The organism is Enterococcus sp. DIV0183, from assembly GCF_050541505.1.
In the GTDB taxonomy this organism is placed as follows: Bacteria; Bacillota; Bacilli; order Lactobacillales; family Enterococcaceae; genus Enterococcus; species Enterococcus faecalis.
The window spans coordinates 2,395,338-2,420,965 of the sequence record NZ_CP172932.1 but is presented as its reverse complement, the minus strand read 5'-3'; the positions used below and the strand labels follow the sequence as shown (position 1 = coordinate 2,420,965).

The window sequence follows — 25,628 nt, the reverse complement described above, 5'->3', positions numbered from 1 at the left end:
GTAGAACGCTGTCCTCTTTTTTCTATAGAAACTGGTTTTTATTTAAAGGCGCCAGGTATTCTTTTCGTGATAGAAAGGAAGAAAAAACAAATGAATCATGAAACCATTCAAAAATTACAATTTACAACAATTCTTAAAGAAGTTCAAACACGTGCGATTGGCGAGTATAGTAAAGAACGGTTGGCGAAAATGGTCCCTGCAACACGTTTAGAAACAGTGCAGTCCCGCTTAACGGAAACAACCGAGGCCCGCTTAATTATTGATAGCGGACAACACGTCCCTTTCATGGGCTTGAGCCAAATTACCCGCTTGCTTCAGCAAGTGAAAAAAGGCTTAATCCTTACACCAAACGAATTGATTGAGGTCGCTGACTTTTTAAGAAGTAGTCAGCGAATCCAGAAGTTTTTTGAAAAAAATCAATACCAAACACCACGCCTATTTAGTTACAGTCAGCACTTAGCTGATTTCAGAGCAATTGAAGAACAAATTTATACGAAAATCCATAATCAAAAAGTTGCCACCGATGCTTCTCGACAACTTCGGAAAATCCGGCGTCAAATCAATGAATGCCAACAAGAAATTGAAACAAAAGTCACCAAATTTTTACGTAATAAAAATAATCAACTGTATATTCAAGAAAATATGATGGTGAAAAAAGGGGAACATTACACAGTACCAATCAAAGCTAGCTATAAAAATAAGGTTTCAGGCACAATCATTGAGCAATCCAATAAAGGACAAACGGTCTTTATTGAACCTGTAGCAATTAGTAAATTAAATGAACAATTGACACTCTTAAAAGCGGAAGAAACAGCGGAAGAATATCAAATTTTGGCAGAACTAACTGGGTTAATTAATGAGCAAGAACGACTTGTCGATCAAGCCGTCGATACAATGACCACCTTAGATATTATTTTTGCACGAGGAAAGTATAGTCGCGAAATTGGTGGGATTACGCCAAAAGTAAACAAAGAAGAACGCTTGCGCATTGTTCAAGGAAAACACCCTCTTTTATTAGAACACGCAGTACCATTGACGTTTTCTTTAGGAGCAGAGTATCGAGGACTTGTCATTACAGGTGCCAATGCTGGTGGTAAAACGGTTGTCTTGAAAACAGTTGGCTTATTGACTGTCATGACACAATTTGGGTTGCAAATTCCAGCACAAGCGGGCACAGAGATTCCAGTATTAGATGAAATTTTTGTCGATATTGGTGATCAGCAAAATCTAGAAAATGCGTTAAGCACTTTTTCTGGGCACATGAAAAATATTGCGGAAATGTTGCGTAATGTTAAGCGACACACGCTTGTTTTATTAGATGAAATTGGCAGTGGTACCGAGCCGAACGAAGGAGCTGGCTTAGCGATTGCTATCATGGAAACGATGTATCAAAAGGGAGCCTTGGTAGTTGCAACGACCCATTATGGTGAAATTAAACGTTTTGCCCAAGAGCATGACGATTTTGTGCCCGCCGCAATGGCCTTCGATCGTGAAACATTAACGCCCAAATATCAATTGAAAATTGGTGAAGTTGGCGATAGTCAGGCTCTTTGGATTGCACGTAAAATGAAGATGGAGCCACAGCTCATTGAAAAGGCGGCTCATTATATTCAGCGGAAAGAATACCCTACTAATCGAAGTCTATTTAAACCCCTGAAAGCAAAAGAAACGACCTTTGCCACGTTTGTAGAAGAAACAGACCGTTATCAAAAAGGTGATCGTGTCCTATTGACAGAAACACAACAAATTGGGTTGGTTTTTACAGATGAGGGTGAACAAGAAATCCAAGTATTTGTGAATGATAAAATTGAAAATGTACCACGAAGACGGTTGAAATTACAAGCGAAAGCACAAGATCTGTATCCGCAAGACTATGATTTAGAAAGTTTATTTACAGATTTCCATGAACGAAAGAAACTCAAAGATATTGAACGCGGCTCAAAAAAAGCGCAGAAACAATTACGCAAAGAGGCCGAAAAAAGAGCAGCAAGACGCGACAAATAAGGAACTTAACAGAAGCAATACAACAACTTAACACTTTGTTTACTTGTTATTTATCAGAAATCAACTAAGACTTGTTATAGTCAATGTATGGGTAGATATGAAGGAGGAAACAAGGAAATGAAGAAAAGAGCTTTGCTAGGGGTTACCTTATTAACATTCACAACATTAGCGGGTTGTACAAATTTATCTGAACAAAAAAGCGGCGAAAAACAAACAGAGGTTGCTGAAGCGAAGGCAACTGAATCCGAAAAAGCACCAGTAAAAAATGTTATTTTTATGATTGGAGATGGCATGGGGAATCCGTATACAACGGGCTATCGCTATTTCAAAGCCAATCACTCAGACAAGCGTGTTCCCCAAACAGCTTTTGATACCTATTTAGTTGGGCAACAAGCCACTTATCCAGAAGATGAAGAAGAGAATGTCACCGATTCAGCGTCCGCAGCGACAGCGATGGCTGCTGGAGTGAAAACCTACAATAATGCTATTGCGCTCGATAATGACAAGTCCAAAACAGAAACAGTGCTGGAACGTGCGAAAAAAGTGGGGAAATCAACGGGTCTTGTAGCAACATCTGAAATAACACATGCAACCCCTGCTGCATATGGCGCACATAATGTTTCACGCAAAAATATGGCAGAAATCGCCGATGACTATTTTGATGATCAAATCGACGGACAACACAAAGTCGATGTGTTACTTGGCGGCGGCTCTGAATTATTTGCCCGGAAAGATCGTGATTTAGTCAAAGAATTTTCCCAAGCGGGTTATGGTCATGTCACAGACAAAAAGTCGTTGAATGAGAACCAAGACGACAAAATTTTAGGCTTGTTTGCACCAGGCGGGCTACCTAAAATGATTGACCGAACGGAAGAAGTCCCTTCATTAGCTGATATGACAGAAGCGGCTCTTCAACGGTTAGATAAAAATGAAAAAGGTTTCTTTTTAATGGTTGAAGGTAGTCAAATTGATTGGGCCGGGCATAGCAATGATATTGTTGGCGCGATGAGCGAAATGCAAGACTTCGAAGCGGCGTTTGAAAAGGCTATCGATTTTGCCAAAAAAGATGGTGAAACATTGGTGGTTACAACTGCAGATCATTCAACAGGGGGCTTGTCTTTAGGCAAAGGAGATCAATACAACTGGTTGACGGAGCCTTTACATGCGGCAAAACGCACGCCTGATTTTATGGCAGAAGAAATTATTAAAAATAGTAATGTGGAAAAAACAGTGACTGAGTATATTGATTTTCAATTAAGTGAGGCTGAATTGAAAGCAGTGAAAACAGCGGCGGAGTCAAAAGATGTTGAAAAAATAGCTCAGGCATTAAGAAAGATTTTTGATGAACGTTCGAATACTGGTTGGACTACTGGCGGACACACAGGAGAAGATGTAAATGTCTATGCTTATGGCCCACAAGCAGAAGCTTTTTCAGGACAAATTGATAATACAGACCAAGCGAAGATTATTTTTGGCTTAGTAGATGGCACCGGGCAAAAAGCTGAGATTAAAGATAAAGGTATTGGTAAATAACAAAATGAAGAAAAAGCAGAACGTATAGAAGTTCTGCTTTTTCTTCATTGAAGGCATAAAAATTTTATCTCTGTTATAATGAAGGTAACCAGATAAAAGTGAGGTCAAATAATGAAAAAAATGCATGTTGAAAGTGAATTTGCACCGTTGCGTTCAGTTGTTTTAGCACAATCGCAATTTTGTTTACCAGATAAATTTGATGAAGCGGATACGACTTTTTTAACAGAGGAAAATGCCCGTTTAACACAGAATAATGAAGGGCGTGATTTAGCAGACTTTGCACCAGAACAACAAGTGCGTTGGGAAAAAGAAAAAGAAGTCATGCAAGGAGTATTAGAATCTTATGGCGTAGAAGTATTTCGTCCACGTTTATTGACAACCTATGAAAAAGAACATGGCAAGGAATTGGGCGTAGGATATAGTAACTTCTTTTCACGAGACCCTTTTTTTACAATTGGCAATCTCTTAATAGAAGGAAACTTAAGATTTCAACACCGTCGACAAGAAATTTTACCAATTCGTCCGATTATTCAGCAGTGGACACAAGAAGCAGAAGGCTATTATTTTGCTGCGCCACAACCTGACATTTCTGAAGGGGCTTTAAGTGAAGCAGGTCCCTTTATTGAAGGCGGCGATGTTTTAGTTCTAGGAACAACAATTTTTGTGGGCTACTCTGGCTTGGCAAGTAACCTAGCAGGGATTCAGTGGTTAGCCAATATGATTGGTCATTTTGGTTATGAAGTGGTGCCGGTTCGGTTACATCCGCATATTCTCCACTTAGATTGTGCGTTAAGCTTGTTGAGAGAAGGCTTGATGATTGTTTGTGAAGAGGCCTTTTTGGATGGACTTCCTGCGCAATTAGCAAACTGGGAAAAAATTCACGTTACTTTGCAAGAAGCAGCGTATTTAGTGACAAATGGTCTACCGCTTAACGAAGAAACGTATATAACGGACCAATCGTTTACAACCTTAATTCCTCAAATAGAAGCAAAAGGTATCAAAGTTGAGGCAATTGATTACCATGTTTCTAGAATGTTAGGTGGTTCTTTCCGTTGTACAACGCAAGCTTTGATTAGAGAATAGTCAGCGAGTGATTATCAATTTTCGTAAGAAAAAATGTACGTTTTGTCTATGAAAACGATATAATTTTAGTTTTCACTATTTTTTTTAAAAATATTGAGGAAATTTTGATTTAATAAATGCGAGAAAACGTCAAAATGTTAGTGTTTGTTACTAATGTTTTGACGTTTTCTCGCTGTTTTTTTATAAAATTACTACTTTATATATGAAAAAAAACAATATATTTTTTGAAAATTACGTTTTCAAAGACACAAAAAGTCGTTGGAATCTTGCTGTTATAGTAAATTCATTTTTTTTGCATGAGGTGTTTAAAATTTGAAATCACAAGCAGTCTTTTTTTCGCTATACTTAGTTTACGTTCTACTGAGATAGAAAAGTTTTTCACTTTTTTATTCATTAATTAACCAAGATATAAAGGAGAGAGTAAAATGAAGAAAAAAACATTGGTAACTTTATTTGCAGGAACGGCAATTTTAGGGGCAAGCATTGCTCCTGCAGCAGCACATGCAACAACAACTGGTACAACACCAGCAAACGTAGAGATGACAAGTGGTTCATTACCAGGCGGTACGGGTGATGGAGATGATGGAAGCACCCAAGAACCAGAACCAGGCTCGAATACAAATTTTGATTTGTTATATGTTCCAACAGAATTCAAATTTGCTTCGACAGAAGTTAGTTCTGATTTATCAGCGATTTCGTTAGATGCGACAGGTACCCAAACAAAACGTTATGCCGTTGGGGATGTTCGTGGAACACAAGCGGGTTGGTCAGTTACTGCCGGCGTTGCTGAAATGAAAAATGGCACTGCTACTTTAGAAGGCTCAATTACCTTTGCACAAACAGGAGCAGTAGCGAAATACGATGAAACAGCAAAAACATACTCACGTGATGTAGCTGCCTTTGCAGCAGATCCAGGAAGTCCTGAATTTGCTGGAACAACTATTCCAGTAGGTGGAGCAGCTGTATCAATTGCTACAGCAGCAGTTGGTAAAGGTCAAGGTACATGGGATTCTGAATTATCAAATGTAAAATTAAACATTACAACACCTAGTTCACAAATTACAAATGGTGCGTATACAGGTAACGTAACTTGGACATTAGTGGCTGCGCCATAAAAAGTTACTAACGAGAATACTGCATTACTAGAAAAGGAGCTGCGCAGTGGTGCACGGCTCCTTTTCGATACATAGGAGGAACAAATAATGAAGACAATGCGCTGGCTAATCGTCACAGTTTTTATTTGTGTGATGGCATTAAGCATCCCTTCTGCTGTACAAGCAGAAGAAGCGGATGACAACATGAATACAAAATTTACAGTTAAACCCAATATTCCTGAGAATCAAGCGAAAAATACGCAATCCTACTACGATATCATTGTAAAACCAGGACAGAAACAAGAAGTCGAATTATCTTTAATTAATAAAACAGATGAAGAATTGACGATTGATTTAAATTTGGCGAATGCTGTGACGAATGACAATGGTTTAATTGTGTACAATGATTTCGAGAAAAAACCAGATTCAAGTTTAAAAGTACCCTTGACAACATTAATTAAATTACCTGAGGAACATGTAAAAGTTCCCGCTAAGAAAACCGTAACAGCCAAAATGACTGTCGAAATTCCAGCGAATGGTTTCCAAGGATTAGTTTTGGGTGGTGTTTATGCTTCGCTTGCAGAAGATGAAAAGGAAGAAAAAGGAAAATCAACGGGTTTAACCAGTCGATATGGATTTAATGTAGCAATTGCTTTACGAATGTCAGAAGATACACCGATGTATCTAGCAGAGACTCTTCAATTAGTTAAATTAGTTCCGACCATTGCTTTAGGAAATAAATCGGTCCAAGCGGTTATTCAGAATCCGACATCCGCTATTTTTCCTGAAGTGCGTTTAGAAGGAAAAGTAACGAAAAAAGGCGAAACGAAAGAATATGCCAAACGGATTTTACCAAGTGTTCGTTTTGCGCCAAATTCGACGATGAACTTCCATTTAGATTTCGGGAAAGAAGATGTTCGTCCAGGAACCTATATTTTTGAAGGAAAAGCGGTCTTGAAAGAAGATGAACAACAAGTGTGGCCGTTTAAGCAAGAATTTACCATCAGTAGTCAAGAAGCCAAAAAATTAAATAAAGAAGCAGTAGTGAAATTGGTCCTACCGACTTGGTGGAATCAAGCTTTTTATGGCTTGTTAGCTGCAACAATTGTGAGTCTAATTCTAGCTATTTGGCGTTTTACGCAACAGAAAGCAACACTGAAACAACAAGCCTATTTACAACAAGAAAAACAGGCAGCCTTGAAAAATAGACAAGGAGCACGCTATGATGACAATGAAAAGTAAAGGGTCACTTCTGGTGATGTTGGGAATACTTTTAACCGTTGGCATTGCGAGTCTAATTGTTTCTTCTGAGAGTTTTGCAGAAGAAGTAGGGCAAACGAATATCGGTGTAACGTTCTATGGAGGGAAAGAGCCACTAAAAACGGAAGGTGTCATTAAGCCAACAGAGCAACCAGTCACTGATAAAGATAAAAAAACGTCACAACAACAAGACAAAGTGAGCAGAAAAACCACTGCTAAAACGAATCCGACTAATGCACAGACGTCATTACCAAGGACAGGTGAACGAAATAGCACGTGGCTTTACAGCCTTGGTATTGCATGTTTACTCGTAGTACTAACAAGTTTCTATTATTTGAATAAAAAAAGGAAAAAGGAAAAATAATGTGCTGTTTTTATAAACAGAGTCAATTGTAGAAGGAGGAATATAGATGGAGATTACGATGTGGATTTGGATTTGTGCTGGCTTGGCCGTCCTTTGTTTTGCTTTATTTTTACTATTCTTAGTAAATAGCATGAATTTTGTACATCTGGCAAAGCCTAAGCAGTCTTTAGTAAAACAATCAATGTTTAGTTGGCTGCTTCTGGTGATGTGTGGCGGCTGGGTGGCGGTGGCTATTTTGCTGAATATCGCATTACAAACACAATTAACATAAAGAAAACCCGTTGTAAGTTTTTAAGAAACTTGCAACGGGTTTTTGTTAACTTTAAAATAAAGAACGGTACAATTTATCAAAAAAGTACAGTAGACATTTGTACCCAACTTAGATAGAAAATAAAGCGCTACCATTATATGATGATTACAGGAGGAGGACACAGGCTGTGAATTATAAAATAAGTTATCTCCTTGACGAGTATGCAGGGCAAAAAATTGCGCTCTCTTTGGCTCAACAAATAACCGATCTTTCGCAACGAGAATTAGTGACGCAACTTTCGGCAATAGGCGGAGAAGTTCAACAGAATACTGTCAGCATTCCAAGTCTTTCCGCAAATGAATGGGGGAAGCAACTTTTTCAACAACGTCAAGTGATCTATAGCGAAGCAGAAAGACAAGCACTCATTTTTTTACTCACTTATTCAGAGATCGAAGAACTATCAGTTTATCATTACCAAAATTTTTTAGACGTTTCGAAAGGCACTATTTTAGCGGACATCAAAAAAGTCCGACACCAACTAGCAACTGAAAACATTGCTTTATCCTACGAACGAAAACGAGGGTTTTACCTAGAAGGAGATGAATTTCGGATTCGTCGTTTCGGGAAAAATTGGCTTGCCCGCCTCTTACAACAAAAGTCGGGCACCTTCGCTTTATTTTGCTGGCTCAGTCAGCATCAAATGAGCCAATACGCAAAAATGCGTGACGGCATTCAATTAGCCGTCCAGGAAGCGCAGCTTCAACTAGTACCCAGCAGATTGGATGAAATTAGTTACTTTCTTGCTTTTTCTCAAAAAAGATTAGGCAAATATAAAACAGTCGTCTGGCCTGAGAACCAGTTAATTCAGTCCTTACGCGCTTATCCCGTCAGTCGTCGTATTTTAAGTGATTTAGTTGGGCCTGTGGCGAATATAGAAACTGAGAGTCTTTTTTTCACGATTTGTTTAATGACAGCCTTGCAAGGAGAATTGCGAGATACGAAGTTAGAGTTTTTATTAGATATTTCTGGTGAAATTATTCGGAAAATGGAATTATTGGCCGTCGTTCAATTTGAGCAGCCTCGTGAATTGCTCATGAATGTGTATTATCATCTGGTTCCTGCCTATTTTCGAATTAACTATGGCTTTTACTTGCCGAATGTTTTAATCAAGGATATTCGACAATCGTATCGGTCGCTTTATCATCTTTGTGAACAAGCGTTAGCTCCTTTAGAAAAATTAACGAAACGGTCAATCCCGTCAGAGGAAATCGGTTTTTTTACCATATTATTTGGTGGAGAAATTTTCGGGCAAAAAAATGAACAGCGGCAAGAAAAGCTAAAAGCGCTAATTGTTTGTCCCAGTGGTATCAGTTCTTCGTTGATTTTGCAATCGGAATTGCGTCGGCTATTTCCAATGATTGAATTTAAAGAAACAAATGCGGTGAGGGAAATAGAGAATGTATCTGAAAAAAGCTATGACATCATTTTCTCAACGGTCCCTATTGAAACAGCCAAAAAGGTTTATCTTACCAAGCCCATTATGAGCTCTTTGGAGAAAAATCAATTGATGCACCAAGTTCAATCAGATTGGCTATTGCCAGGTATTTCCATGCCAGATGTTAAAGATATTTTAGATGCGTTAAAACCTTACATTTCCTTAAAAAAAGGAGTCACAGAAGCGCAGTTATATCGTGTCTTGCATCGTAAAATGAACAAAATTTTAGAAAAAGAGGAGGATCTGCGTCCAATGTTATCGGAATTATTAACAACAGAAACAGTCCAAGTCCTGCCTGAAGTTGCAGACTGGCGAGCGGGAATTACAGAAGCTGCCAAGCCGTTATTAAAAAATGGCAGTATTACGGAAAAGTACATTGATGCAATGATTCAAAAAGTCGAATCGTTTGGGCCATTTATCCATATCTGTCCAGACGTAGCATTGCCTCATGCGCGACCAGAAGATGGCGTTAATCAGTTAGGCATGTCATTACTAAAAATCCAAAAAAGTGTCGATTTATTAGAAGATCCTAAGCATGAAATTCACCTTTTTATTTGTTTAGCTGCTTCAGATAACGAAACACATTTACGGGCCTTATCTAGTCTGACAAAAATTCTATCAAAAAAAGAATCATTACATCGCTTAGTGGCGGCTGAAACCGTCCCAGAAATACTATCAATTATCCAAGAAGGAGAGAAATAAGATGAAGATTTTTACAGTTTGTCAAAGTGGTTTAGGAACAAGTTTTATGGTGCAAATGAATATCCAACAAATTTTAGAGGAAGTCGGTGTTGATACAGATAATTTTCAAATTGATCACACAGATGTCGGGAGTGCCAGTGGCGATATGGCTGATTACTTCTTTGTCGAAAAAACATTGCAAGATGCTTTAGGGTCAATTCCTGCTGAAAAAATCATTCCTTTAAATGCGATTATTGATTACGATGAAACGAAGGAGAAAGTCTTGAAAGTTTTAGATGACAATGGCATTGCACATCAATAAGAAGGAGGAAAAACATGGAAACTTTATTGAATTTATTTGTTTCAATTGTTAGCCAGCCAGCGATTCTGGTTTCATTAATTGCTTTGTTGGGATTAGTTTTACAGAAAAAGAAATTTTCTGATGTTGTTCAAGGAACGTTGAAAACATTCGTCGGCTTTTTAGTTTTAATTGGTGGCGCAGGGCTATTAGCGAATTCGTTAACGCCCTTTGCGGAGATGTTCCAAACCGCGTTAAATACACAAGGCGTGGTGCCTAGTAATGAAGCAGTTGTAGCGATTGCCTTGCAACAATATGGGACACCAACTGCTCTGATTATGTTGGTGGGCATGGTTGTTAATATTCTGTTGGCGCGTTTTACACGTTTTAAATATATCTTTTTGACAGGTCAAGCGATGATGTACGTTTCGTGTTTGACAGCCGTTATTTTAGTGGGGGCCGGTTTTAGCGTTAGTTTGCCAATGATTCTTTTAGGTGGTTTATTTGAAGGAACTTTATTAACAGTGACACCTGCTCTTTGTCAGCCCTTTATGAAACAAATTACTGGAAATGATAAAGTAGCAATGGGGCATACAGGGAATATTGGTTATGCGGCAAGTGGCTTTATTGGAAAAGTCTTTGGGAATAAAGAAAAGTCAACGGAAGATATTAAAATTCCTAAAAGTTTTGGTTTTTTAAGAGACTCAACCATCTCAATTATGATTTTGATGTCGATTGTCTATGTGATTTTGGCTTTGCTGGCTGGGACAGGCTATGTCGAGCATGAGTTAAGCAATGGCGAAAATGCGATCATCTTTTCATTAATTCAAGCAGGAACCTTTACGGCTGGTTTCGTAGTGGTTTTACAGGGTGTGCGGATGGTTTTAGGAGAAATTGTGCCAGCTTTCCAAGGAATTGCTAAAAAATTAGTGCCTAATTCTAAACCAGCACTTGATGTTCCCATTATCTTTCCTTATGCGCCAAATGCTGTCTTGATTGGGTTCTTTGTGAGCTTTATTGTGGGAACTATTTCAATGTTAGCGATGGTTGGTCTGAATACCACCGTGATTATACCAGGCGTTGTCGGGCACTTTTTCTGTGGTGCCGCGGCAGGCGTTTTTGGAAATTCCACAGGGGGACGTCGGGGAGCGATTTTAGGGGCTGCGTTTAATGGCTTATTAATTAGTTGGTTACCGTTATTCATTTTACCAGTCTTGGGTGATCTACAGTTAGCATCCTCAACGTTCGCGGATACGGATTATTTAATCCCAGGCCTATTTTTAGGCAAATTAGGTGAGGCAGGTCCGAGTCTTTTAGTAGGAGGAATCATTGCTTTTGTAGTGGTTGTTCTTTTGGCTAGCGCTGTTTTGACTATGCGGGAGAAAAAAGTCGCCGAAGAAAACTAAGTGTTTTGTTCTAAAAAGGCAAGTGGGACAGAAGTCGTTTTGACTTCTGTCCCATTTGCCTTTTACCATTGTTCTTGGATAAATTGTGCAATTTGTTTCCGCGCTTGTCGTCCTTCTGGCAAGTACTGTTTCATTGCGAAAACGTGTTGCATGCCAGGCACCAATCGGCAAGTATCTTGTGGTCGTGGCCCTAATTGTTTTAAAAATTGGTGATAGGAAGGGCAAAAAACTTCATGTGTGCCGCCCACGAAAAAAAGTGGCGGAAATTTTTGATAATCAAAGGACAAGCAATTTAAAGAAAGCGTGGAGTGATTGGCCGTGTCGTCAATCTCTTGGGCAATTAATTGTAAATAGTTCATGCCAATCATTTTGTCCTTTTTTTGATAACTTTTGGCAACAGGAATGTCTAAATGTCCATCTAACCAAGGAGAAATTAAAACAGCAGCTTTGGGTAAGCGTTCAGGGAAATCGATGGCTAAATTCTGCAATACGTTTAAAACCAATGTACCACCAGCAGAATCACCTAATAAAATAACATCTTCGGGATCATAATGCTGTAAAATTTCTTGGTAAGCAGCATAGCAATGATTATAAATATCAGCAAAAGACTTATTTGGTGCTAATGGATATACAGGGATAAAATAATCTGTTGCAAAAGAGAGATCTTCAATTAGTTTATAACTAAAGTCTAATTGGCTATAGGCGAGATTCAATGTAAAGCCCCCACCATGCAGGTACAGTACAGCTTTCTTGGTAGGCGCAATAACGGAGTTTGCCATGCGATACATCGTAGGAAATTGAGTCATTTCTTGAAGAGGAAAAAGATGACGTAAATGTTTTGGCAAAGTTACTTGTTCATTTAATGATCGTTGCCAATGATAAAAAGCCTTGGTGACTTTCGGATTTCGTTCAAGTCGAGCAATTTGGGAAAGACGTAAAGAATCTTCAAAAAGACAGGCTTTTAAGGATTTTTGACGAGAACGTGCGTGAAATAAATATGCGCTAGCTAACAACAAACCAATCGATTTCTTTTTCAATTAAGGCCCTCCATTCAGCAAAAAGTAAATCATTTTTTCTACAGTATAACATTTTAAAAGTAGAACAACGAAATTTGTTGAAGGGATGAAAGGACGGTTTAAACGAATGTACGTATTTATTTGTGGTTGCGTAAAGTAAATGATTGTAGTAAATTAAATGAGATTAAGAGGTCCGGTGAATGGGCGCGTTCACGGCAAGGAGAGAAGTAGGATGACAAATAAAAAGGTTACAATTAAAGATGTTGCCAATGACTCAGGTGTCTCCATTACTACCGTTTCACAAATTTTAAACGGGAATGGGGCACGGTTTAGTGGGAAAACGGTCGAAAAAGTATTGGCTGCAAAAGAGCGATTAAACTATCAGCCCGACTATTTTGCGCAACGTATGGTGATGAAAAAAAGTAAGACGATTGGCGTAATCGTACCTGACATTACCAATCCATTTTTCGCGCAATTGATTCGAGGAATTGAAAGTGTTTTATACAAAGAAAATTTTATACTGATGTTATGCAATGCGGACCAAGATGTTACAAGAGAACATGAATATTTAACAGAGTTGATTCGTCGTAGTGTCGATGGCTTTGTGATTGCAAGTTCTGAAATTTCCAATCAAACGATTAATGAAACGCTACGTGCGAAAAAGATTCCGTTTATTGTACTTGACCAAAAAAAAGCAGAAGGCTTTAGCGACGCTGTTTTGACAGACGATTATAGAGGTGGGCAACTAGCAGCAAAGCATTTACAAGAGCAACGACATGAACAAGTCATCGTGGTAATGCCGCCACATGCGCCAGTCAATATTCAGCAACGGTTAAAAGGTTTTTGTTCTGTTTATACGGAAAAGGTCCAGTTGATCGAAACAGAATTATCAAAAACTGGCGGCTACCAAGCTGTCCCCGAAATTTTAAAAACAGAGAGCACCGGAATTTTTGCTATCAATGATGAAATTGCTTTTGGTTTATATCGAGGATTAGCAGAAGCGGGCAAAAAAATTCCTGAGGATTATAGTATTATTGGTTATGACAATGTTGATATGTGCGAGTATGTTTCGCCGCCGCTAACAACAATTGCTCAACCTGTTTTTCAATTGGGGCAAACTACGGCGACTTTATTATTGGAAAGAATCCATCAGCCTGCAAAAGATTGGGAGGAGCAAACCTTGCCTGTCCAACTGATTGAACGATTTTCGACAGCACCCTTGAAATAGCTTTCAAGGTGTGCTATATTTTTGTTGTGGAATTAAAACGTTTTACTAAAACGTTTTAATTAGAATGAAAAAATAAATTTTATTGAGGTGGATGAAAATGAACGCGGTTACAATTATCGGAAGTATCAATTTAGACACAACATTAAGAGTCAAAGAAATGCCAAAACCAGGCGAAACAATTCACGCCATTGAACATTTTACAGCAGGTGGTGGTAAAGGAGCAAACCAAGCAGTTGCAGCGAAACGTTCAGGCGCAGAAACATATTTTATTGGTGCTGTGGGAAATGATGGCGCTGGAGCTATGATGACTGATTTAATGAGTCAAGATGAAATTAATTTAACTGGGGTCACCACTTTAGAGAAAACAGCTACTGGCCAAGCCTTTATTATGGTAGATAACGCTGGTGAAAATAGCATTATGATTTACGCAGGAGCCAATAACGCCTTTACGCCAAAACAAGTCCAGGAACATCAAGAAATTATTGAAAAAAGTGATTTTGTGATTGCCCAATTTGAAAGTGCGATTGATAGTACGATTGCAGCGTTTAAAATTGCTAAAAAAGCAGGCGTCAAAACGATTTTAAATCCCGCACCTGCGTTAGAACAAGTTCCTGAAGAATTACTAAACGTGACAGATATGATTGTACCAAATGAAACAGAAACCGAAATTTTAACAGGCATTAAAATCACAGATGAAGCGAGTATGCGTAAAGCCGCAGAAGCACTTCATCAATTAGGGATTGAAGCAGTAATTATTACAGTAGGTAGTAAAGGCGCCTTTTATGACGTCAATGGACGAAGTGGTATTGTGCCTGCTTTTAAAGTGAAAGCGGTTGATACAACGGCTGCTGGCGATACTTTTATTGGCGCATTAAGTAGTATATTAGAAAAAGATTTTAGCAATTTGGAAGAAGCTATTCGTTATGGAAACAAGGCGTCTTCGTTGACTGTTCAACGTTTTGGAGCCCAACCTTCGATTCCTTATCAACACGAATTGGCAGACAAATAAAAAGGAGCGAGCGACATGAAAAAAACAAAAGTTATTAATTCAGATATTTCCCGCGTCATCGCACAAATGGGTCATTTTGATAAATTAAGTATTGGTGATGCAGGCATGCCAGTGCCTCGGACTACAGAAAAAATTGATTTAGCAGTTACCAATGGCGTCCCTAGTTTTATGGAAGTTTTAAACAATGTCCTTGAGGAATTGGCAGTTCAACGAATTTATTTAGCAGAAGAAATTAAAACAGAAAATCCTGACATGTTGGCAGCAATTGAAACTCGTTTACCAGAAACTCCCATCAGTTTTATTCCTCATACAGAAATGAAACAAGAATTAAACAACTGCCATGCATTTATTCGGACAGGGGAAATGACTCCTTACGCAAATATTTTATTAGAAAGTAACGTTGTCTTTTAAACGAGAGAGGGGAAATAGAGATGAATGCGACTGCATTATTAATCGGTTTAGGACCGCTTCTAGGTTGGGGGCTTTTCCCAACAATCGCTTCCAAAATTGGTGGTCGTCCAGTGAATCAAATTCTCGGTACCAGTTTAGGAACATTGATTTTTGCCGCTATTTTTTCAATGATTAATGGTTTAGCTTTTCCAGCGGGCATGGATTTATTCTTTTCAATTTTATCTGGTGTCGGTTGGGCCTGTGCGCAAATCATTACGTTTAAATGCTTCACGATGATTGGTTCATCACGTGCCATGCCAGTAACGACCGCGTTCCAACTTTTAGGTGCTTCTCTCTGGGGTGTCTTTTTCTTAGGAAACTGGCCAGGTGCGACAGCCAAATTGTTAGGCGCATTTGCCTTAGTGTTAATCATGATTGGTGCCAAAATGACGGTCTGGTCGGAAACGGAGTCCGCTGAGAGTGCTGGGATTATGAAAAAAGCAGTTCTTCTATTAGCCGTTGGTGAAATCGGCTATTGGGCGTACTCTGCAGCACCTCAAGCAACGGCAATTGATGGCATGCATGCCTTTTTACCACAAGCAATAGGCATGGTAATTGTCGCAGTTATTTACTCAGCGGTTGTCACTATTAAGGGTGGGGAAATATCCCCATTTATAGAAGCCGTTTCTTACAAACAAATTTTTTCAGGCTTTTTCTTCGCCTTTGCAGCGTTAACTTATTTAATTTCAGCGCAGCCAGATATGAACGGCTTGGCAACTGGCTTTATTCTATCCCAAACATCAGTTGTGCTTGCAACGTTGACAGGTATTTGGTTCTTAGGTCAAAAGAAAACAGCCAAGGAAATGACCGTAACGATTATCGGCTTAGTTTTGATTTTGGCAGCAGCTACGATCACAGTGATGATTTAAAAAAGTATTCAACGACCTATTATTCAGGGCGTTGAATACTTTTTTTTATTTGTTCTAAAAATAATGCAGCAGCTGTGGAAAGAATCGTATTTTTGCGCCAAATTAAACTAATTTTGGCTGTTAAAGCAGGATATAGCGGGATAAAACGTAAATTTGTTTGCTTTGTTTCTAGAATACCATCAATGCTTAGGGCGCTACCTAGCCCAGCTTCTACCATCAGTGAAGCGTTGTAAAGTAAGTTGTAGGTCCCAACGATTCGGAACTGATCTAGACTTGCTTCGAGCCAATCAGAGAGTTGGCTCGGAACTTGTGCTTGTCGAGAAATAAATAAAGGTTCTTCTTTTAAATCGGCTGCAGTAATAACATTTTTAGTGGCTAAGGGATGGTCCTTTACAGTAATTAAGCCCCATGTATCTACAACTGGTAATGTTAAATAGCTATATTTTTGTTTAGGTGCAGGCTCAATAATTAAACCAAAATCTAATAATCCTTTGTCTAGCCGTTCTATTACATCATCTGCATTCCCGCTGTATAAATGAAGGTGAATATCAGCTGAGTGCTGGCTTGTTATTTGTTGTAGTGCATTCGCTAAAAAAGACATAGCTTTTGTTTCGCCACCACCAATCGTGATTTCGCCATTAATGAATTCATTTTGCGACAAGTTGGTGACTGTTTTATTCGCTAAGCTTAAAATATCTTGCCCTTGTTTAGCTAAATATTCTCCTTCAGGTGTTAATTGTATTTGTCGATTTCCTCGTATAAATAATGTCACGCCTAATTCTTCCTCTAATTCTTTTAATTGCTTAGATAATGTTGGTTGTGATACATGCAATTGTTTGGCTGCGCCACTAATCGTTTTTTCTTGGACCACTGCTAAGAAATAGTGAATCACTCGTAATTCCATTACTTTCCCTCCTATAACTAAAACGCATACTTATCTATTTATTATAAGTATTAGACAGAGGAGTTGTCACGTATTACGATAAATTTAGCAAAAGGAGGCGATTAGGAATGCTTACAAAAAATCTCCAAGAACTAATTGCAACAGGTAGCATTGATAAAGATGAACCACTATTTCAACTTATTCATCAGATTCAAGAGGAAAATAGTCGCTATTTAATAGAATTAAATCAACAAGCCTATACACATAATGAAGTAAGGAATCTTCTTGCCACGATTATCCAAGACAAAATTGACGAAACCGTTACGATTTTATTGCCTTTTTATACAGATTTTGGACGCAATATACATTTTGGTAAAAATATTTTTATTAATCGGGCAGCTATGTTTGTTGATTTAGGGGGCATTATAATTGAAGACAATGTTTTAATTGGTCCGCGCGTTAATCTCTTAAGTGTCAATCATCCGGAACTGCCAATGAAACGGCGAGGCGTATTGCTAGCACCAATTACCATTAAAAAATTTGCGTGGTTAGGCGCGGGTGTCACTGTTTTACCAGGTATTACGATTGGTGAAAATGCTATCGTAGCAGCTAATGCGACTGTAACTAAAGATGTGCCAGCTAACGCTATTGTTGCAGGAACACCAGCTAAAATTATTCGTTGGATTCAGGAAGATAAGGAGGAAATATAATGAAATCATTATCAGAAAAAGTTATTGTTATCATGGGCGCTTCCAGTGGCATCGGTGAGGCAACAGCCCGTTTACTTGCCAGAAAAGGAGCGAAGTTAGTCATTGCAGCACGTCGACAAGAACGTTTAATTGCTATAAAAAAAGAACTTCCTGAAGCAACGATTCTCGTGCAACAAGCAGATGTAACGAAAGAAGAGGAAGTTCAGCGTGTAATCAAGCTTACAATGGAAAAATATGGACGAATTGATGTTCTTTTTAACAATGCAGGAGTTATGCCAACGGCGCCTCTTATTGAAGCACCAAAAGGAGAATGGCGTCAAATGCTAGATATTAATATTATGGGTGTTTTAAATGGCATTGCGGCAGTTCTTCCAATTATGGTTGAACAAAAATCAGGGCAGATTATTGCTACTGATTCTGTGGCAGGACATGTCGTTTATCCAGATTCGGCTGTCTACTGTGGAACAAAGTTTGCTGTTCGAGCAATTATGGAAGGATTGCGACAAGAACAAAGAGAGAATAACATTAAATCAACGATTATTTCACCAGGTGCTGTACAAACAGAACTTTATCAAACAATTTCTAATCGAGTAGTAGCTGAAACGTTACATCTAGAACAGTTAAGTTGGGGCTTAAAGGCGGAAGACATTGCGCAAGCAGTGGTCTTTGCCATAGACACGCCAGATCGTATGTCAATCAGTGAAATGGTTGTTCGCCCGACCACACAAACGATTTAATTTAAAAAGTATTCCTAGAAAGGAATACTTTTTTTAATCGTGATTGTTCGTTTTTTACAGAATTTAGAATTTGATATTTACTTATTTGTTGGTTTATTATATGATTAAACACGTTGTTTCATTAATAAATTGAATATTTTACGAACATTGTAAAATATTTAGATTTTAGGAGGACGGAACATGAAAGAAAAAATAAGTTCATATTTTGAACTTGAACAATTGAATACGAATATGAAGCGAGAAATGTTAGCTGGTTTCACCACATTTATCTCAATGGCGTATATTTTGTTCGTTAATCCAACCGTACTTGGTGCTTCTGGCATGGACGAAGGCGCTGTTTTTACTGCCACCGCTTTAGCGAGTGCCTTAGGTTGTATTTTAATGGGTGTGTTGGCGAAATATCCGATTGCGACAGCACCAGCTTTAGGAATTAATGCATTCTTTGCTTATTCAGTCTCTGTTGGTATGGGGATTCCTTGGCAAACGACATTAGCAGGCGTTTTTGTGGCTTCATTGATATTTATTTTAATTACAATTTTTAAATTACGCGAGCTAATTATTGATGCAATTCCTGCAGACTTGAAATTTGCCATTTCAGGTGGGATCGGGTTGTTTATTGCTTTTCTTGGGTTAAGCCAAGGTGGCTTAATTGTGGCTAATGATGCGACACTCGTTGGCTTAGGACCTTTGAATGTTGGTTCAACGTGGGTTACCATTGTCGGCTTAGTCGTAACTGCAATTTTGTTAGTTCGTCGAGTACCGGGTGGTATTTTTATTGGGATGGCGATTTCAACGATTGTTGGTTTAGCGACAGGCGTTATTCCAATGCCTGATAAGATTATTTCAAGCGCGCCAAGTTTAGAACCAACATTTTTAGTGGCGTTAGGACATGTGAAAGATATCAATACGATTCAAATGTGGGTCGTGGTTTTAACGTTCCTATTAGTAACATTCTTTGATACGGCTGGTACGTTGGTGGGCTTAGCCAATCAAGCAGGTTTTATGAAGGACAATAAAATGCCGCGTGTGGGGAAAGCTTTAGCCGCTGATTCAACAGCGATGTTAGCTGGTTCTCTATTAGGGACATCGCCAGTTGGCGCATATGTCGAATCATCTGCGGGGATTGCTGTGGGTGGTCGTTCAGGAATCACAGCTATTACAACCGGGATTTTATTTATTTTCAGTTTGCTATTTTCTCCTTTGTTAGCAGTTGTCACTTCGCAAGTTACAGCACCAGCGTTGATTATTGTTGGTGTTTTGATGGCACAATCCTTAAGCAAAATTAAATGGAACGAGATGGAAATTGCGATTCCTTCCTTCTTAATCTTGTTAGGAATGCCATTGACATACAGCATTTCAGATGGGATTGCCTTAGGCTTTATCTTCTATCCAATTACAATGATTGCGGCAAAACGTGGGAAAGAAGTTTCGCCAATTATGTATGGCTTGTTCTTTGTTTTTGTCGGATTCATGTGGATCCTGAATGCGCAATAAGCAAGAGAGAAAGTTATCAAATAGTTGATTCATAAGACAATGAACTTATGAATCAACTGTTTTTTTTCGACTAAGCACTAGAAAAACGCCCCTTATTTGATGTATAATTTGCAAAGACATTGACCTGTGAAGATACAGGAACAGAGAGGAATTAATTGAGTGAAATATACAGAAATTATGGTTCGCTATGGCGAATTATCAACTAAAGGAAAAAATCGTAAAACGTTTATCATGCAGTTAGCACAAAATGTGAAACGTGCGTTAGCTGATTTTCCAGCATTGAAAATCCATGCAGATCGAGATAGAATGCATATTTTATTAAATGGGGAAGATAGTGAAGAAGTGATTCCAAAACTAAGTAAAGTGTTTGGAATTCAAAATTTTTCGCCAAGTATTCGTATTGAAAAAGAAATGCCAGCGATTCGTGCAATGGTTCAAGAGGTTGTTCGGGAAGTTTATACGCCAGGTAAGACGTTTAAAATTACTGCTAAACGTTCGGACCATTCATTTGAACTTGATTCAAATGGCTTGAATCAAGAATTAGGTGGGGCTGTTATTGAAGCCATTCCGGAAATTCAAGTACAAATGAAAAAGCCTGATATCAACTTAAGAATTGAAATTCGTAAAGATGCGGCGTATTTATCTTATGAAACGATTCGCGGTGCGGGTGGATTGCCAGTGGGCACCAGTGGTCGTGGTATGTTGATGTTGTCAGGAGGCATTGATTCACCAGTTGCTGGTTATTTAGCTATGAAACGTGGCGTGGAAGTGGAAGCTGTCCATTTTGCTAGTCCGCCTTATACAAGTGAACAAGCGTTACAAAAGGCTAAAGATTTAGCTGAAAAATTAGTCCCTTATGTAGGAACTATTCAATTTATTGAAGTGCCCTTTACAGAAATTCAAGAAGAAATTAAACGAGTCGTTCCCCAAGGCTACTTAATGACCATTACACGACGTTTAATGTTACGCTTAACAGATGCAATTCGTGAAATGCGGAAAGGTTTAGTCATTATTAACGGTGAATCGTTAGGACAAGTGGCTTCGCAAACACTTCAAAGTATGGTAGCAATTAATGAGGTTACCTCAACACCGATAATTCGACCCGTTGTTTCAATGGATAAGACAGAAATTATCGAAATTGCCGAAAAAATTGACACGTTTGAATTAGCCATCCAACCCTTCGAAGATTGTTGTACAATTTTTGCGCCACCGCAACCGAAAACACGACCTCGCTTGGATAAAGCGCAAGATTATGAAGCGCGCTTAGACTTAGAAGGTTTAATGGCTCGGGCCTTAGAAGGACTCAAAATTACAGAGATTTCAGCAGAAACAGCGAAAGATAAACAAGAAGACGAATTTGCAGATTTCCTATAAGAAATAAATACAGTGACGGTCGCTTAGACGTCACTGTATTTATTTTGTACTTATTTCACAAACAAGTTGCTCGGAGAGGGGAACCGTGATAAACTGAATATGTGAAGTAGGTAACAAGGAGGACAGAGGATGGAGAAAAAAATGCCTAAAGCAACGGCAAAACGTTTGCCGGTTTATTTACGTTATTTAAAAATGTTAGGGGATTCTGGTGTTAAACGCATTAAATCACGAGAGTTTAGTGAAATGATCCAGATTCCTTCTGCAACGATTCGGCGTGATTTTTCCCACGTTGGTGAACTGGGTCGAAGCGGTTATGGTTACGATGTGCCGTATTTAATTGAGGTATTTAGTAATATTTTAAATACGCAAGAAGAAAAAAGAATTGCTCTGATTGGTTGTGGCAATTTAGGCAAGGCATTATTAAAAAATAATTTTAGACGCAACGAGAATTTGAATATTGTCTGTGCTTTTGATAATGATTCGGCTTTAGTTGGCACCACGATTAATGGATTATTAGTTCATGATATGTCTGAGTTAGAAGCATTCGTTCGACAAGAAGGGGTCACGGTAGCCATTTCTACAGTACCAAGTCACCATGCTCAAAAAGCCATCGACAAAATTGTACAAGCGGGTGTGACTGCGATTTTAAATTTTGCGCCAGACCGTGTCAGTGTGCCAGCCAACGTTAGTGTGCAGTATATTGATTTAACAACGGAACTGCAAACACTGATTTATTTTAATGAAACTTTTTCACTAGCAAATAGCCCAAAGCAATAAAATTGTCTTCATAAAAATCCTCTACTATACTTATTATTGAAAGTGGAAAAGGAGGATTTCAGAATGAATGTTACAAGAAAAGGGCACGTATTAGAATTGACAGGTGAGCAGCCTAAAGTTGGCACAAAAGCCCCCGTCTTTTCTTTGAAAAATTTAAACAACCAAGAAATCAACTTGGCAGATTATAAAGGTAAAACGGTTTTAATTAGTGTGGTTCCTGATATCGACACACGTGTTTGTTCACTGCAAACGAAACGTTTCAATCAAGAAGCGGCGAAATTAGACGGTGTTCAGATTATCACGATTTCCAATAACACAGTTGAAGAACAAGCAAATTGGTGTGCCGCTGAGGGTGTCGAAATGGAAATGCTTCATGATACTGAAGACTCATTTGGTGCAGCTTATGGTTTGTATATTCCAGAAATGGGCCGTTTAGCACGTGCTATTTTTGTGATTGACCCAGAAGGAACGTTAGTTTATGAAGAAATCGTCTCAGAAGTTTCGTCGGAACCCGATTATCAACAAGCGTTAGAAGCTGCAAAAAAAGTGTAATCCCTCTAGATTACAAATTGACTTTGCTTGCGCTTCATTGTAGAATGAAGCAAAGACAGCGAACAAGAGGAGTATCATTGGCGTCGTTTTAGAGAAAAAGTCGTTCAGGTGCAAGACTTTTACACAACCAGTGAGAAGGTAGCTTGTGAGTCAATGGTTTGAACACAGTACGTTAGTAGAACGATTCGTTTCGTGAACGTTATCTCACGAATGAGTGGCATTTGAATGAATTCAATTCAAATGCAATTTAGGTGGTACCGCGTAAATAAGATGAGTCTACGCCCTAAAATACGAAAGTATTTTAGGGCGTATTTTAGTGTTTAGCCCAAAAAACTCATTTGTAAAATAATTACCGCTCCAAATCGCGTATTTTAAGAAAGAAGGGGAAAAAATGTCAGAAGAAAAAAACTTACCAACGAAATATCAACCGACAGAAATCGAAGCTGGCCGTTATCAAAAATGGCTAGATCAAGATTTATTTAAACCAAGTGGCGACAAAAAAGCGAAGCCCTATTCAATTGTTATTCCACCACCTAATGTAACAGGGAAGCTACACTTAGGACATGCTTGGGATACAACATTACAAGATATGATTATCCGCCAAAAAAGAATGCAAGGCTTTGATACGTTATGGCTGCCAGGAATGGACCATGCCGGAATTGCCACGCAAGCAAAAGTAGAAGAGAAACTAGCGCAACAAGGAATTTCACGTTACGACTTAGGTCGTGAAAAATTTGTTGATCAAGTGTGGGAATGGAAAGAAGAATATGCTTCTCACATTCGTGAACAGTGGGCAAAAATGGGCCTTTCTTTAGATTACAGCCGTGAACGTTTTACTTTAGATGAAGGGCTATCTGAGGCCGTTCGTAAAGTGTTTGTCTCTCTTTACGAGAAAGATTTGATTTACCGTGGTGAATATATCATTAACTGGGATCCAAAAGCGAAAACAGCATTGTCTGATATTGAAGTAATCCATAAAGATATTGAAGGAGCTTTTTACCACATGAGCTACCCATTATCAGATGGTTCTGGCGTTGTTGAAATTGCGACAACGCGTCCTGAAACAATGTTGGGAGATACGGCGATTGCGGTCCATCCAGAAGATGAACGGTATCAGGAACTTATTGGTAAGACAGTTGTCTTGCCATTAGTAGATAAAGAAATTCCAATTATTTCAGATGACTATGTAGATATGGAATTTGGAACAGGGGTTGTAAAAATCACACCTGCCCATGATCCAAATGACTTTGAAGTCGGTAATCGTCATGACTTACCTCGAGTAAATGTTATGAACGAAGACGGCACGATGAATGAACTGGCTGGAAAATACGAAGGAATGGATCGTTTTGCTGCACGTAAAGCGATTGTCTCTGACTTGAAAGAATTAGGTCGCTTAATTAAGATCGAAACAATGAATCACAGCGTGGGCCATTCAGAACGAACAGGCGTTGTCGTGGAACCTCGTTTATCGACCCAATGGTTTGTAAAAATGGGACCATTAGCTGAAAAAGCAATAGAAAATCAAGAAACAGAAGACGCTGTTGAATTTTATCCACCACGCTTCAATCAAACATTTTTACGTTGGATGGAAAATGTACATGACTGGGTTATTTCGCGACAATTATGGTGGGGCCATCAAATTCCTGCTTGGTATCACAAAGAAACGGGCGAGATGTATGTTGGGATGGAAGCGCCAGCCGACAGTGAAAACTGGGTTCAAGATAGTGACGTCTTAGATACATGGTTTAGTTCTGCTTTATGGCCATTTTCAACGATGGGTTGGCCAGATGAAGCAAGCGAAGATTATCAACGTTACTTCCCCACAAGCACATTAGTTACTGGCTATGACATCATCTTCTTCTGGGTAAGTCGTATGATTTTCCAAAGCTTAGAGTTTACAGGTGAACGTCCCTTCCAAAATGTCTTAATTCACGGCTTAATTCGTGATGAGCAAGGACGCAAAATGAGTAAATCATTGGGGAATGGGATTGATCCAATGGATGTCATCGAAAAATATGGCGCAGATGCATTGCGTTGGTTCTTATCAAATGGTTCAGCTCCAGGTCAAGATGTTCGTTTTAGTTATGAAAAAATGGATGCTTCTTGGAACTTTATCAATAAGATCTGGAATGCAAGTCGCTTCGTTATCATGAATGTAGAAGGTATGACTGCTGCAGATATTGACTTTAGTGGTGAAAAGACTGTCGCTGATCGTTGGATTTTAACGCGCTTAAACGAAACAGTCGCCCGTGTGACAGAATTATTTGATCGTTTTGAATTTGGTGAAGCAGGTCGCCAATTATACAACTTCATCTGGGATGATTTCTGTGATTGGTATATTGAAATGAGTAAAGAAATTCTTTACGGAGAAAATGAAGCAGCTAAACAAACAACACGGAGCATCTTGGTGTACACATTGGATCAAATCTTACGCTTATTGCATCCAATTATGCCGTTTGTAACAGAAGAAATTTGGGAAAAAATTCCGCATCAAGGTGAGTCATTGGTTGTGGCAGAGTACCCAGTTGTTCATGAAGAATTTAACGATGAAGCAGCAGCTCGAGGAATGGAAGTTCTGAAAGAAGTTATTCGTTCGGTTCGGAATATTCGAGCAGAAGTGAATACACCACTTTCTAAACCAATTACCTTGTTAATTAAAACAAACGATACAGAAGTAGAAGAATTTTTAACAGCTAATACTAGCTACTTAGAACGCTTCTGTAACCCAGAGGAATTAGTCATCAGTCGTGAAATAGAAGCGCCAGAATTAGCCATGTCCGCTGTATTAACAGGCGCAGAACTATTCCTACCATTAGCTGGGTTGATTAATATCGAGGAAGAAATTGCTCGCTTAGAAAAAGAATTAGACAAATGGACAAAAGAAGTCAAACGTGTGCAAGGCAAACTTTCAAATGAACGTTTTGTGTCAAATGCACCAGATGAGGTCGTGGAAGCAGAACGTGCAAAAGAAAAGGACTACCTTGAAAAACAAGAGGCTGTCAAAGAACGGATTGCCCAATTACGTTCAATCTAAAAAAGAAAAGACAACAAAACCAAACGT

General features: G+C 38.8%; 23 protein-coding genes and 1 other annotated feature. Of the genes, 21 read left to right on the top strand and 2 right to left on the bottom strand.

The window, feature by feature from the left end; translation table 11 throughout:
• The first annotated feature begins 90 nt into the window (after positions 1–90).
• The 10 genes from IGK72_RS11765 to IGK72_RS11720 all read left to right on the top strand — a co-directional run bounded on the left by IGK72_RS11765 (position 91) and on the right by IGK72_RS11720 (position 11,468).
• A complete protein-coding gene (locus tag IGK72_RS11765) occupies positions 91–2,004 on the top strand; it encodes an endonuclease MutS2 (protein ID WP_002361095.1) in 1,914 nt (637 codons plus the stop codon).
• Positions 2,005–2,091: 87 nt separating this feature from the next.
• On the top strand, positions 2,092–3,537 hold the full coding sequence (locus IGK72_RS11760; RefSeq protein WP_031324096.1) for an alkaline phosphatase: 1,446 nt from the start codon (positions 2,092–2,094) through the stop codon (positions 3,535–3,537).
• Between the two features lie 111 nt (positions 3,538–3,648).
• Positions 3,649–4,620, top strand: a complete 972-nt coding sequence (locus tag IGK72_RS11755) for a dimethylarginine dimethylaminohydrolase family protein (protein WP_002367340.1) — start codon at positions 3,649–3,651, stop codon at positions 4,618–4,620.
• A 425-nt stretch (positions 4,621–5,045) separates the two neighbouring features.
• Complete coding sequence (locus IGK72_RS11750) at positions 5,046–5,735, top strand: WxL domain-containing protein (RefSeq protein ID WP_002365278.1); 690 nt, start codon at positions 5,046–5,048, stop codon at positions 5,733–5,735.
• A gap of 87 nt (positions 5,736–5,822) precedes the next feature.
• Complete coding sequence (locus IGK72_RS11745; protein ID WP_070416096.1) at positions 5,823–6,956, top strand: DUF916 and DUF3324 domain-containing protein; 1,134 nt, start codon at positions 5,823–5,825, stop codon at positions 6,954–6,956.
• On the top strand, positions 6,937–7,338 hold the full coding sequence (locus IGK72_RS11740; protein ID WP_002385298.1) for an LPXTG cell wall anchor domain-containing protein: 402 nt from the start codon (positions 6,937–6,939) through the stop codon (positions 7,336–7,338). Before IGK72_RS11745 ends, IGK72_RS11740 begins: the two co-directional genes overlap by 20 nt.
• Before the next feature lie 46 nt (positions 7,339–7,384).
• Positions 7,385–7,609, top strand: coding sequence for a hypothetical protein (locus IGK72_RS11735; protein WP_002355093.1), 225 nt, complete (start codon positions 7,385–7,387; stop codon positions 7,607–7,609).
• 166 nt (positions 7,610–7,775) lie between these two features.
• The gene (locus IGK72_RS11730; RefSeq protein ID WP_023894787.1) at positions 7,776–9,785 is read left to right on the top strand and encodes a BglG family transcription antiterminator; all 2,010 of its coding nucleotides are present in this window, start codon (positions 7,776–7,778) and stop codon (positions 9,783–9,785) included.
• Between the two features lies 1 nt (position 9,786).
• The gene (locus tag IGK72_RS11725; protein ID WP_002367331.1) at positions 9,787–10,086 is read left to right on the top strand and encodes a PTS sugar transporter subunit IIB; all 300 of its coding nucleotides are present in this window, start codon (positions 9,787–9,789) and stop codon (positions 10,084–10,086) included.
• Positions 10,087–10,100: 14 nt separating this feature from the next.
• Positions 10,101–11,468, top strand: coding sequence for a PTS ascorbate transporter subunit IIC (locus IGK72_RS11720; protein WP_002355097.1), 1,368 nt, complete (start codon positions 10,101–10,103; stop codon positions 11,466–11,468).
• 62 nt (positions 11,469–11,530) lie between these two features.
• Here IGK72_RS11720 and IGK72_RS11715 read toward each other — a convergent pair whose 3' ends face one another.
• Positions 11,531–12,505: an alpha/beta hydrolase gene (locus IGK72_RS11715; RefSeq protein WP_002378906.1), complete on the bottom strand. Its 975-nt coding sequence runs from the start codon at positions 12,503–12,505 to the stop codon at positions 11,531–11,533.
• Between the two features lie 211 nt (positions 12,506–12,716).
• On the opposite strand from IGK72_RS11715, the gene rbsR reads away from it, so the two are divergent.
• The 4 genes from rbsR to rbsU all read left to right on the top strand — a co-directional run bounded on the left by rbsR (position 12,717) and on the right by rbsU (position 16,040).
• Positions 12,717–13,712 carry a ribose utilization transcriptional repressor RbsR gene (rbsR, locus tag IGK72_RS11710; RefSeq protein WP_002414145.1) on the top strand — a complete coding sequence of 332 codons (996 nt, stop codon included), beginning with the start codon at positions 12,717–12,719 and terminating at the stop codon, positions 13,710–13,712.
• A gap of 91 nt (positions 13,713–13,803) precedes the next feature.
• Positions 13,804–14,721 carry a ribokinase gene (gene rbsK / locus IGK72_RS11705; protein ID WP_002381157.1) on the top strand — a complete coding sequence of 306 codons (918 nt, stop codon included), beginning with the start codon at positions 13,804–13,806 and terminating at the stop codon, positions 14,719–14,721.
• A gap of 15 nt (positions 14,722–14,736) precedes the next feature.
• Positions 14,737–15,132, top strand: a complete 396-nt coding sequence (gene rbsD / locus IGK72_RS11700; RefSeq protein WP_002359153.1) for a D-ribose pyranase — start codon at positions 14,737–14,739, stop codon at positions 15,130–15,132.
• Positions 15,133–15,152: 20 nt separating this feature from the next.
• Positions 15,153–16,040 carry a ribose/proton symporter RbsU gene (rbsU, locus tag IGK72_RS11695; RefSeq protein ID WP_002378904.1) on the top strand — a complete coding sequence of 296 codons (888 nt, stop codon included), beginning with the start codon at positions 15,153–15,155 and terminating at the stop codon, positions 16,038–16,040.
• Positions 16,041–16,059: 19 nt separating this feature from the next.
• Here the strand turns inward: rbsU and IGK72_RS11690 are convergent, their stop codons facing one another.
• On the bottom strand, positions 16,060–16,944 hold the full coding sequence (locus IGK72_RS11690) for a LysR family transcriptional regulator (RefSeq protein WP_070416097.1): 885 nt from the start codon (positions 16,942–16,944) through the stop codon (positions 16,060–16,062).
• A gap of 107 nt (positions 16,945–17,051) precedes the next feature.
• On the opposite strand from IGK72_RS11690, the gene IGK72_RS11685 reads away from it, so the two are divergent.
• The 7 genes from IGK72_RS11685 to IGK72_RS11655 all read left to right on the top strand — a co-directional run bounded on the left by IGK72_RS11685 (position 17,052) and on the right by IGK72_RS11655 (position 25,601).
• Complete coding sequence (locus IGK72_RS11685; RefSeq protein WP_002355105.1) at positions 17,052–17,633, top strand: DapH/DapD/GlmU-related protein; 582 nt, start codon at positions 17,052–17,054, stop codon at positions 17,631–17,633.
• Positions 17,633–18,370: an SDR family oxidoreductase gene (locus tag IGK72_RS11680; protein WP_002359155.1), complete on the top strand. Its 738-nt coding sequence runs from the start codon at positions 17,633–17,635 to the stop codon at positions 18,368–18,370. The genes IGK72_RS11685 and IGK72_RS11680 overlap by 1 nt, the downstream gene beginning before the upstream one ends.
• A gap of 180 nt (positions 18,371–18,550) precedes the next feature.
• Positions 18,551–19,864 (top strand): NCS2 family permease, encoded by a 1,314-nt coding sequence (locus tag IGK72_RS11675; protein WP_002355107.1) that lies wholly within the window; start codon positions 18,551–18,553, stop codon positions 19,862–19,864.
• Positions 19,865–20,023: 159 nt separating this feature from the next.
• Positions 20,024–21,238 (top strand): tRNA uracil 4-sulfurtransferase ThiI, encoded by a 1,215-nt coding sequence (gene thiI / locus IGK72_RS11670; RefSeq protein WP_002359156.1) that lies wholly within the window; start codon positions 20,024–20,026, stop codon positions 21,236–21,238.
• A gap of 129 nt (positions 21,239–21,367) precedes the next feature.
• Complete coding sequence (locus IGK72_RS11665; RefSeq protein ID WP_002365189.1) at positions 21,368–22,015, top strand: redox-sensing transcriptional repressor Rex; 648 nt, start codon at positions 21,368–21,370, stop codon at positions 22,013–22,015.
• A gap of 63 nt (positions 22,016–22,078) precedes the next feature.
• Entirely contained in the window at positions 22,079–22,567 is a 489-nt protein-coding gene (gene tpx / locus IGK72_RS11660) for a thiol peroxidase (RefSeq protein WP_002355111.1), read from the top strand.
• A 49-nt stretch (positions 22,568–22,616) separates the two neighbouring features.
• Positions 22,617–22,856 (top strand) — a binding site (T-box leader).
• 102 nt (positions 22,857–22,958) lie between these two features.
• On the top strand, positions 22,959–25,601 hold the full coding sequence (locus tag IGK72_RS11655; RefSeq protein WP_070416098.1) for a valine--tRNA ligase: 2,643 nt from the start codon (positions 22,959–22,961) through the stop codon (positions 25,599–25,601).
• The last annotated feature ends 27 nt before the right edge of the window (positions 25,602–25,628 follow it).